Origin of the sequence: Streptomyces sp. WAC06614 (genome assembly GCF_003949795.1) — a bacterium.
Classification (GTDB): domain Bacteria; phylum Actinomycetota; class Actinomycetes; order Streptomycetales; family Streptomycetaceae; genus Streptomyces.
In genome coordinates this window covers 1-8427 of record NZ_RPRY01000292.1, presented here as the reverse complement: position 1 = coordinate 8427, position 8427 = coordinate 1, and the positions used below count along the sequence as shown (strand labels likewise).

Genomic DNA, 8427 nt, shown 5'->3' with positions numbered 1-8427 from the left:
CCGCCACCGCCGCCGTGGACGTCGAGCTGACCTGCGGGGGCAGGGCGTGGCCCGGACCGCAGGTCAGCTCGACGTCCACGGCGGCGGTGGCGGCGAGGGCCGTACGGGTCTCGGTCAGGGTCCAGCCCGTCCACCACTTGAGGTCCTCGGTGGTGGCGGGGCCGAAGGCCGTCAGATAGGCCGTGGCCAGCTCGGCCTTGGCCCGTCCGACGGGGAGTTCGGGGTGCGGCTCGGCGATCGTCCAGCGGAACTGGGAGGAGGCCCAGCTCCCCAGCGGCCGGCCGCGGCGGATGCGGCCCTCGGCCGCCAGGACGGACAGCACCCGGCTGGTGAGGCGCGGCCTCGCCTCGTACGGCTTGCCCGGTGCCACGACGATCTGCTCCCGTAGCTGCGGTACGGCGTCGGCGAGCTGCGCCGCGGACGCCTCGCCGCGTTCCGCGAGGGCGGCCAGGACGTCCTGCTCGGTGGCCGCCAGCCAGGGCGCGTCATGGCCGAGCTGCTCGTCGAGCACCTTCAGGAGCCCCCGGCGTTCGCGTGCCGCGACGGCGCGGGCGGTGGAGGCGTCGACGACCGGAGCGAGCGCACGGGGCACGACGAACATGGTGCGCCGCATGCACAGCATCCGTACGAGGGTGTGGTCGGTGTACAGGGCCCGGTCCGCCTCGGCGAGCGACGGGGTGGCCAGGCGGGCGGCGAGGCTGAGGTGGACGCCGGCCGGGTCGGTGGCGTGCAGGGCCACCAGGGCGTCGGCGACCTGTTCGGGGGTGGCCGCTCGGGTGGCGGGGGTGAGCAGGTGGCGGGTGACGAGCAGGCGTCGCCGGTGCTCGTCGCTGATCTTCGGTCGTGTCGAGGTCATGGCAGGCACCGGGCGGCCGCGGCGGCGGCCGTCGAGGCGGGTCCCTTCGGGTCGGGCGGGGCGGGGCGGGCGCGGGGCGGAGGCGTGGTGGTGAGCGTGCTGTGGGCGGGGAGCATCCTCTCAACGTGCCAGGACCACGTCAGGAGCGCATGCGGACAGGGCTCGTCCCGGATGTGGCCCCCGTTCGGCCCTTGCTGCCGTGCCCGCCGTACCGCCTGCCGGACCGTCCGCCGGGCCCCTGCCGGGCCGGCCCCGTGCACCGCCCCGGGCGCCCTGTACCACCGTATGCGCGTTCGGTTAGGCTTACCTTGCCTGGCCTGGGGGTATGCAGGGTCCGGCGTCGTACGTGGCGACCCATCCGGGCGGAACAGGTAGAGGCAGGGCGTGGTGAGAGACGAGGGCTGGGCCGGTGCCCGCTGCTGCGGTACGCCCGGGCGGACGACTGTTGTCGGCGCTCCGGGTTTCGCCCCGGGCTCCGGCCCGGAGGTCGGGACGAGGTGCCGTGGATAAGATCGCGCTCACGGCCGGAGCCCTGTATGCCATCGTCCTGCTCCGCGCCGGAGGGACGTTCGCCGTCGGGTGGCTCGCGGGCGCCGGTGCCCGGCGCAGTCGGTTCAGGGAGCGGATCTCCTCGGCGAAGTTCCTGCGCGTCGAGCGGGCGATCCAGCGCTGGGGCGCACCGGTGGTGGCCGTTTCCTTCCTGACCGTCGGCTTCCAGACCGCCGCCAACTTCCTCGCGGGCAGCATGCGCATGCCCCTCCCGCGCTACCTGCCCGCCCTGTTCCTGGGCGGAGCGGCCTGGGCGCTCCTCTACGCGACCGCCGGGGTCGGCGTGCTCGAGGTGGTGGGCCGGCTCTTCGCCGAGCAGACGGCCCTCGGGGCGTCCGCCGTGGCCGTCCTCCTCCTCGCGGTGTGCGGGGCGGTCGTGTACCGCAGAAGGAGGACGGCGGCCGCGTCGTCCGCCGCCCCCGTGGCCGAGGAGTCCTGAGCCCCGCCGGGCGGTGCGGCGCGTCAGTCGGGGGGTTCCGGTACTGCGGGACCGTCGGGTTCGCGCGACGGCGGGGGCTGCGCCGGCGGCTCCCGGTCCGGCTGAGCCGGCCGCGGGTCGCGGGGGACCGGATCCGGTGCTCGGGGCTCGGGCGCGGGATCGGCCGGTTCACGCCCGGCCTGTGCGGTGGGTTCCCGGGCGATGCTCATGGTGGGTCCTCCCTTCGGCGCGCGGCCGGGGACGGAACGCGTCCGTGCCGGCCGCCCCGCCGTTCCGCCCGACCGTCTTTTCTCCGCAGGGGCGTCTGCCCGGCCTCCCCCTGCGGCATGCCCAGAAGGCCCGAGGCGCTACTGGCGCGCGTCGAAGGTCCACACGGCCCGGTCGCCCGGGCCGACGACCAGGGTCGAGCGGCCGATCCGTTCCTCGTGGCAGCCCGGTACCGGGCGGTTGAGGGACATCTCGACCTGGCGCAGTCCGGCCTGCTCGCGGGTGACCACGTCCAGGCGGATGGTCGTACCGCCGCCCTGCGCCACCGCTCCGACGCCGCCGGGCAGCTCCCGTACGGCGAAGCCGCCCGCCCGGAGCAGGGGCAGGGTGCCGGCCAGGTCGGGTGCGGTCACCCCGAGGCGGATCGCGGTCACGTCGCGCATCAGGTGGTCGCGGTAGCCGTCGGACAGGTACCGCTCACGGCCGACGTCGCCCGGGTACGCTGCGGGCTCGGTGTTGCTGCGCGGATCGGCGAAGTACTCCGGCAGGTACTCCATGGCCCACGGCCCGAACGCCTCGTACTGCCCGCTGGTGAAGACCGCGTCGAACCACGGCACCGGCACCCCGTCGCCGAAGTCGCGGGTCTGGCGGAAGGTGACCGGGTCGGGCACGCCCTGGTCGCGCAGGCGCGTGGTGACCGTGGCGAGGTCGCCGGCCCGTTCGGTGGAGAGCCCCATCCCGCCCGCGCCGAGCGTCCCGTCCTGACCGGGCAGGTCGCCGACGCCGAACAGTTCGAGGTACGTCTCGCGTCCCATCAGGTACCGGCCGGTCCAGGTCTGGCCGCCCGAGCCGGTCGTCGTCCGGACCTGGAAGTTGGCGAAGTCCCGCAGGTAGGCGGAGTGTTCGACGGCGTCGGCCGTCTCCCGGTCGAGCACCCCGTAGGCGTGGTTGTAGAAGAGCAGTTGACGGCCCGCCGCGGTGGCGTCCTCCTGCGCCGCCGCGCCACCCGCCGCTGTCGCGGTACCGCTACCGCTTCCGGTCCACCAGGCCAGAGCCATGGCGAGGACCACCAACAGGTTGAAGGTTCTGCGCAGTTGAAGAGTCATGCAGCGGATCGTAGGCCGCGGTGGCACGTGTGCGCCGCTCGATTCTCGGCCCGGCGCCCGCCCGGGCGGGGACGCGGACGAACGGACCGGCGTCCCCGTCCGCACGCCACCGGGCGAGACGGTCGGACGCCGATCCGCACGGAGCACCTCACGGGCCGAGGGTGAGCATGAGCGAGAGGGCCATGGTGGTGGCGGGGTCCTTGAGCGGGGTGATGGCCTGGTTCAGGCGGCGGCGTTCGGTGACGGGCAGGGCCACGGCGATGCACGTGGTCAGGCCCGGCAGGGTCAGGGGGCTGGCGGCGCAGATGGTCCGGTCCGAGTACTCGGTGAGGTCGTACTGCACGGTGGTCAGGTCGAGCGAACGCAGGAGGTCGTCGGCATTGGTGATGGTGTGCGGGGTCAGAGCGGCCGGTTCGTAGCGGGAGAGGTGGTCCAGCCGGGCCTCGCGGTCGAGTTGGGCGAGGGTGGCCTTGCCGACGGCGCTGGCGTGCGCGCTCTCGCGGAAGTCGACCCACTGGTGCACGGTGGGGATGCCGGGTTCGGCCGCTTCGTGGGAGACGTGCACCTCCCCTTCGAGGTACGAGCCGATGTAGATCGCCCCACGGGTCTGCCGGCTGAGGCCCTCCAGGTACTCCTGGACCACGTTCCGGCCGTCGGCGAACGCCCGTAGGACGGGCCCGGCCGCGTGGCCGCCGTCCCTGCCCTCGGTGAAGTGGTGCTCGCGCAGCCAGGAGAGCACCTCGGCGGCCTGGGGGAGGGGCAGCCCGCTGGACCGGGCGAGCGAGGCCAGGCCGACGGGTGTGTCCGAGGCGCGCAGCACCTCCAGGATCTCCCGGCGCCGGCGTACCGCGTCGGCGTCCGCGTTCCTGGCGGCGGCCGTCGTGGACGGGCGCGCCCGGGGCACGCGTAGCGCCTGCCCACCGGCGGGGTGCGGGGCCGGGTCCGCACCCGCGGGCTGTGCGGCGCTGGTGCGGGAGGGGCCGGGTGCTGCGGGCGCTCCGGACGGTCGGGGCGCTCCACGCGCTCCGGAGGGTCCGGGCGCGCTGGACGCTCCGGCCGGTCCGGACGCCCGCCGCGCGCGCAGGCCCGGTGCCGGCGCCCGTGCGGGCCCAGGCGCCCGTGCCGGCGCTCGCCCGGGCCCAGCACCGGCGCCGGCGTAGGCCACCGGCGGACCGTCCGAGGCTTCGTACGGCAGACCACCCGACGCCCCGGACGGCAGACCGCCCGAGGCCCCGTTCGGCAGACCGCCCGAGGCCCCGTTCGGCAGACCTTCCGACGCCCCGTACCGGAGCTCGTCCGACGCCTCGTACGGCACGTCGTCCGACCCGCCGTACGGCACGTTGTCCGACCCGCCGTACGGCACGTCGTCCGACCCGCCGTACGGCACGTCGTCCGACCCGCCGTACGGCAGGTCCTCCGACCCGCCGTACGCCGGCTCGTACGCCTCCCCCTGCGCCGCGGCGCCGAGAGGGGTGAGGAAGGCGGAGGCGGCGACCTGCATGCGCTTCCACAGCGGGTGGAGGTCCTCCGGCTGCCCCCGCAGGGCCGTGGCCAGCGCGGCGACGAACGGCCAGTCGGCGAGGTCCGTCTCGGGGCGTCCGGTGACCAGCGCCCGCCGTACCCGGCCCGGTGTGAGGAGGGGGTGGTGGAAGCAGAGCGCCTGCGGCAGAGGGGTGCCGGCCGCGAGCCACATGCCGCGCAGGGAGGCCTTCAGTGCGGCGGCCGCCTGGAGGAAGTCCTCCGGGCCCGGCAGTTCCACGGGCACGATGCCCAGGGCCTTCTCCCACAGGGGCCGGAGGTCCGCGGGGTCGGCGCCGCACGACTCGGCGATCGCCTTGACCACGTTCCACTTGGGGGTCCGCCGCCCCAGCAGGATCCGCGACAGGAGCGACGGGGACACGCCGACCTCGTCCGCCAGCCAGCGCTGGGTGCGCCCCGAGGACCGCTGGAGGTGCGACAGCGCGGTGGTGAGCTGGTACCCGGGGTGCCCTGGCAGCGCCGGGCTGGAGGGCCCGTGCTCCTCCTGCCGCCCGGCGACGGGCGAGGCCGGCCGGGGCGGGCGGACGCGCGGCGGCCGCGGCCCGGGGGCCGAGCCGCGCCCGGCGCGCCACTGGAGGACCTTCGCGACGTTGTCGTCGCTGAACTTGGCACGTGCGTGCGACGGGGACATGGCGAGCACGTGCCCGATGTCCGACCACGTGGCCCCGTACTCGGCAGCCTGGCGCACCGCGACCGCCTTGAGCTCGGCCAGGTCCCGTTCCAGCCGTACGACCTCCTCGACCAGCTCCAGCGGCCGAGAGGGCGCGGGGAGCCGGCTGCGCTGCACGGCGGCGTTCGCCCGGCCCGACACGGATTGCGCGAGCCGCACCACGTCCGCGTCGTGCCGCTGCGAGTAGCGCAGCACCGATCCTTGCCGCGCCCGGTAGGCGGCGGCCCGGCATTCCTTGCCGCAGTACTGCGGAGGACGGCCCGTCGGACTGGGCCGGAAAAACTTTTCGTTGCAGTGCGCACACTCGATCCGTGGCGCCACCACCTGTGACATACCAAGCCCCAGCAGATGTCGAAGGGGGGTGGCGAATAGCCGCGCCACCCCGGTTTCGTCACGACCCGCCCCCGAGGCCCAAAGCCCCGAAGGGGAAAGAAGAAACGGCCCACTCGTCCCGGCGAGCACCACGACGAGCGGGCCGCGCCCCGGCTCAGCCCGCGGTCACCGCCGCCGGGCCGACACCGCTCCAGCCGCGCGCGGACCGCCGCGACCAGGAAGAACGCCGTGCGGCAGCCAGCACCATCGGCAGGACGAGAAGCAGGGACGAGAACTGCGCAGGGGCGAGAACCAGAATCACGCCCACGAAAAGAACGGCAAGGAAGGGCATCAATTGCACGTTGACACACTTGTCGACGGCGCCGGAGGACTGGGCCACCCCGGACGGGGGCATGTTACGGTCGAAACCGCTGCTCAGAGCCATGATGCGCTCCGCAGAACCTCGGATAACGGACATAGCGTTCCCTTGTTCGAGTCGGTTGGAGGAGAGCCCCCTGTCCCTGGTTGACGGCCGGTCGGGGGGCCTCCGAAACGCGACCCTAAGTCGGTGGGGCGGCGGCCACCTGCTGGTCAACGTGAGAAAGCAGCAGGTGCATCAAGGCGAGCTGATAAAGCATCAAGCCGGACATACAAAATGCTCAGAACCGATCAGATCGCAGAGCTCCACGCCCCTGGCCGCTGAAAAGGCCTTCCTGGAACGGCTCCTACGACCGCGTAGCGGCGGGACGGCTCCTACGAGCGCGGTCGCGGCGGGACGAGCCCGCCGCGACCGCGTCGCGATGCCCTGCGGACGGGGGTCAGCCCCCGATGGGCCGGAAGATCCCGCCGGGGATGATCACCGGACGGTCGATCATCTTGAAGCGGTACTCCATGTTCACGTCATCGATCAGGAACGGCATGCGGTTCGCCGAGTCCTCGATCACGGTGAAGCTGATGTTCACGTTCTGCGGAGTGGACCGGTAGAAGGCGTCCGGCAGCGTGACCGTCACCTTCTCGTAGGAGCCGCTGGTCCCGGCCTTGTTCATGCGGTCGTGCAGCTCGTAGGGCGTTCCGTCGTCGGCCGTGGCCTCCACGATCAGCTGACGGAAGCCGAAGCCGGCCGACCCGCCCGACACCACGTCGCTGCGTACCCAGAACGACAGCACCGGCACCCGGGAGGCCGGCACCGTGACCTGCTGCGAGATGCGGCTCATCCCGGTCAGCCCCTGGCCGCCGAGCTCCGCCTTGCCGGTGCCCGAGTGGGCCGGCCATGCGGAGGAGTTGTTGATGAGGTGCCCGGCGAACGGGGTCACCTTCTCGTGCCAGGACGCGTTGCCGCTCTCGAAGCCGGGGTTCGTCACCTCGGACGTGCCCGCGCTGGCGTTCGGTGCGGTCACGAGCATGCCCGTGGCCGCGACGGCGGTGACTGCGGCGAGCATGCTCGCTCTCCGCGCTCTCTTTCTCATGGATCTCCTGGCTGTCTTCCGGTTCTCCGAACGGGACCCCGCCGCGACAGCCGGACGACAGACCCCCGTACACCCCGACGGAACGTCACAAAGGGGTGCTGCGGCGGGCCCTGCCCGAGGAGCACGGCATCCAGCCGGCTCGACCGCGGCGCACACTGTAGCGCCTCGCTCCGTCGGCCCACGCCCCGCGCACCCCCGCCGGGCGGCCCAGGCCAGGGCCCCGCTCCCGCACACCTGAGCGACCCCCTAACCTGGTGCCGCCGAATGCCGCCAGCAGTGGATGCCGGACGGCGGACGGCCGACAGCACGACGAACGGGATGTGACAGGTGACGGCGGCGAACGGCGCGGATCCGGACGGTAAGGCACTGGACAGCGGCGCTCCGGACAGCGGCGCTGCGGACGGCGGCGCTCCGGCCGGCAGCGCGCCGGACGGCAAGGTGCTGGGCGGGCGGTACCGCGTCGGCGCCACGATCGGCCGCGGCGGCATGGGCGTGGTGGCCCGGGCGACGGACCAACTGCTGAACCGCGAGGTCGCCGTCAAGATCCTGCGCGCCCACACCGACGCCTCCCCGGCCGAACTGGCCGCTCTGCGCGTCCGGATGGAGCGGGAGGCCCAGGCCGCCGCCCGGGTCCGGCACACCGGGGTGGTCACCGTGCACGACGTGGTCGAGGACCGCGGACTGCCGGTCATCGTCATGGAACTGATCGACGGGCCCTCCCTCGACGCCGTGCTGACCGAACGCGAACGGCTGGAGCCGCGCGAAGCGGCCGCGATAGGCGCCGAACTGATGGACGCCCTGGACGCGGCCCACCGCGCCGGCGTCCTGCACCGGGACGTCAAACCCGGCAACGTCCTGCTCGAACGCGGCGGTCGCGTCGTGCTCACCGACTTCGGCATCGCCAGCATGGACGTACCCGGCGACGAGGCCCTGGCCAAGCTCACCCGGAGCGGTCAGATCGTCGGCTCCCTCGACTACCTGCCGCCGGAGCGCGCGCAGGGCCACGTACCCGGCTCCGCGTCCGACATCTGGGCGCTCGGCATGACGCTGTACGCGGCCGTGGAGGGCGCAGCGCCTTTCCGCCGCACCTCGGTGTGGGCCACGCTGGCGGCCATCGTCAACGAGCCGCTGCCCGAACCCCGGCGCGCCGGCCCGCTCGCCCCGGTGCTGCGGGCGCTGATGGCCAAGGACCCGCGGCAACGGCCCGACGCCCGCCGGGCCCGCGAGTTGCTGAAGGCGGTCGCCGACGGCAACACCCCGGACCTCCCGACAGCCCCCACGCC

General features: G+C 73.9%; 7 protein-coding genes. 2 read left to right on the top strand and 5 right to left on the bottom strand.

Annotated features, from left to right (window positions below; genetic code table 11):
- A partial coding sequence (locus EF918_RS28200) for a crosslink repair DNA glycosylase YcaQ family protein (protein ID WP_125651751.1) occupies positions 1 to 856 on the bottom strand: 856 nt, incomplete at its 3' end.
- Between the two features lie 502 nt (positions 857 to 1358).
- On the opposite strand from EF918_RS28200, the gene EF918_RS28195 reads away from it, so the two are divergent.
- Complete coding sequence (locus EF918_RS28195) at positions 1359 to 1844, top strand: DedA family protein (protein ID WP_125651750.1); 486 nt, start codon at positions 1359 to 1361, stop codon at positions 1842 to 1844.
- Positions 1845 to 2191: 347 nt separating this feature from the next.
- On the opposite strand, the gene EF918_RS28190 is transcribed toward EF918_RS28195, so the two are convergent.
- The 4 genes from EF918_RS28190 to EF918_RS28175 form a co-directional block, all read right to left on the bottom strand.
- Positions 2192 to 3157 carry a DUF5829 family protein gene (locus tag EF918_RS28190; protein ID WP_260610749.1) on the bottom strand — a complete coding sequence of 322 codons (966 nt, stop codon included), beginning with the start codon at positions 3155 to 3157 and terminating at the stop codon, positions 2192 to 2194.
- Between the two features lie 148 nt (positions 3158 to 3305).
- Positions 3306 to 5561, bottom strand: a complete 2256-nt coding sequence (locus EF918_RS28185) for a helix-turn-helix domain-containing protein (RefSeq protein WP_185921955.1) — start codon at positions 5559 to 5561, stop codon at positions 3306 to 3308.
- Positions 5562 to 5853: 292 nt separating this feature from the next.
- Entirely contained in the window at positions 5854 to 6123 is a 270-nt protein-coding gene (locus EF918_RS28180; protein ID WP_125651748.1) for a hypothetical protein, read from the bottom strand.
- A gap of 373 nt (positions 6124 to 6496) precedes the next feature.
- Complete coding sequence (locus tag EF918_RS28175) at positions 6497 to 7117, bottom strand: hypothetical protein (RefSeq protein WP_125651747.1); 621 nt, start codon at positions 7115 to 7117, stop codon at positions 6497 to 6499.
- 465 nt (positions 7118 to 7582) lie between these two features.
- Here EF918_RS28175 and EF918_RS28170 point away from each other — a divergent pair.
- On the top strand, positions 7583 to 8427 hold an 845-nt coding region (locus EF918_RS28170), incomplete at its 3' end, for a serine/threonine-protein kinase (RefSeq protein ID WP_260610751.1).